General features: G+C 51.2%; 2 protein-coding genes. Both read left to right on the top strand.

Translation table 11 applies throughout. From position 1 onward, the window contains the following. Nucleotides 1-156: 156 nt before the first annotated feature. Complete coding sequence (locus HWQ67_RS17095) at nt 157-1,467, top strand: protoporphyrinogen/coproporphyrinogen oxidase (protein ID WP_218253899.1); 1,311 nt, start codon at nt 157-159, stop codon at nt 1,465-1,467. Nucleotides 1,468-1,503: 36 nt separating this feature from the next. Next, nucleotides 1,504-2,087: radical SAM protein (locus HWQ67_RS17090; RefSeq protein WP_218253898.1), on the top strand; the 584-nt coding region annotated here is incomplete at its 3' end.

The raw sequence follows: 2,087 nt of genomic DNA, 5'->3' as shown, positions 1-2,087 counted from the left end.
TGACCCCATCCTTAGACTGTGATATATTTACCGTGAGAAATTTCGCATTGACACCGCATGATTCATAATGATATAGTAAAATAGATTTAATCGTTCACTTGGAGGCAAAACCGATGAGATGGATGACAGGGGAACAATGACAAGGGGGGTGGAGTTATGTATACGGTGATTGTCGGAGCCGGAATGACGGGACTGACTGCGGCCTACGCACTGGCTAAGGCCAACAGACGATGTCTGCTCATAGAGAGGGATGACAGGGTTGGAGGCTTATGTCGGAGCTTTACCCTTGACGGGGTTGTCTTTGACATCGGTCCGCACGTGTTTATATACAGAAAAGGGCTTGAGGCAGAGGAATTCATCCTGGGGCTGCTTGACAAGGAGGAGGTTATAAAGCGACGCTGGCGGTTTGGCATAAACAACGGTAAACGGACATATGCCCTGCCAATGTCAGTAACCGACCTGCTACTGTATCCCTGGCGCTTTAAGCGACAGATGCTGGAGGCATTCCTCAATAGAAACGCCCACCAGACAGGACAGCCTGAATCAGTAGCGCAGGATATGATCAACAAGTTCGGTGAGGCGTACTACGAGGAGGTCTTTGAACCGATGCTCCGCAAGAAAACCCTTATATCGGGACACGACCTGCATTGTCACTGGGTTGCCCGTGTTGACAGAGGCGCACGCAATCAACTGCAGGCCCCTGGTGATTGCACAACGTCATCGCCTCTGCTGTTGAGGGTCATAAGGACGCTCTGGCAGACATACTACTATCCCGCTAAGGGGTTTGAGCGTCTGCCGCAAAAGCTCTGGCAGATGTATACCCAAAACGGCGGCGAAACCATCCTGGACTGTGGTCAGTTGCGATTTAATAAGGCACAGGGACGCATCAATGCCGTCAACGTCAAGGGCGTTGCCTATCCGGTGCAAGACCTGGTCTGGACCGGCTCCGTGGATGACCTCAATGTCCTGCTTGGCATCAACACCCCGAGGCTTAATTATGCAAGACTCGCCTTTGTCTTTCTGACCTACCAGCGCAGAAGGTACGTTAATCGCCCGTTGCTCTATGTCTACTACACCAACCAGGAGCTGTGCTTTAAGCGCGTGTACTTCCCGTCAAACATATATGGCAGGGAGAACTCTGCCTCAGCAGCAGAGGGCATCTGTGTTATACTGCACTATGAAAATGACTTAGATCAACTGTACATACTAAAACGCACGGTAGAGGACGTCGAAAAGGCCGGATTGTTTAAAAAGAGCCACCTGCGTCAATCGAAGGTGCTAAAGGTTGGTCCGTGTATGCCCGTCTACGGACTCAACTACGAACAAGAAATGGCAGATGCCCTCAGTGGTATACACGCTTACCGGAACGTCTATTCGGTGGGGCGCATGGGGGGATTCTTCTTTTGTATGGTTCCTGCGGCGGTCAGTCAGGGGTTTAAGGTTGCCAGAGAGATACTCAAAACGTAGCCGACTGAAAACTGTGTGTACGACACAGAGGCATCGATGCCGACTATAGACCTGGCAACGCACGGCATGAATCCCGTGGTGGTATTTGGTATCCTCAAGAGGCATCTCTATGCCTTCTACAAGCACCTTACCGCAAGAAAGCTCCTGAACTTCTGCCACACAGAGTACAACAGACTCATCAGGAAGACCCGCCTGGGTTCGTTTCCGTATATCCTGAAACTGGAAACCACCAACATGTGTAATCTCTCCTGCGCCTACTGCTACGATGGCAGACGTGCCCCCCTGGAGGGTGAGCGTCCCTACGGGAAGATGTCGCTGGATGGTTTTAAGCAGCTTATAGATGAGCTTGCCCCGTACCTGTTCAAGATAAACCTGTATGGGTTTGGCGAACCATTTCTTGACCCCCGGTGCATTGACATGATTGCGTATGCCACCAAACGCAACGTGGGGGTTGGCGTGTCGTCAAACATGAACTTCGTCGATGACACCCTTGCCCGAAAGATAGTGCAATCCGGTCTGGAGGTGTTGATCTTTTCCTGCCACGGCATTACGCAGGAGAGTTACAGGAGGTTCATGGTAAAGGGGAACATGGGGTTGGCCTTTAAAAACATCTCAGAGGT

It is taken from the genome of Candidatus Magnetobacterium casense (genome assembly GCF_019173545.1).
In the GTDB taxonomy this organism is placed as follows: Bacteria; Nitrospirota; Thermodesulfovibrionia; order Thermodesulfovibrionales; family Magnetobacteriaceae; genus Magnetobacterium; species Magnetobacterium cryptolimnobacter.
This window is presented reverse-complemented; position numbering and strand designations above follow the sequence as displayed.

Coding starts and splice junctions, on each gene's coding strand:
- HWQ67_RS17095 (WP_218253899.1), top strand. CDS start 157: ATGTATACGGTGATTGTCGGAGCCGGAATGACGGGACTGACTGCGGCC.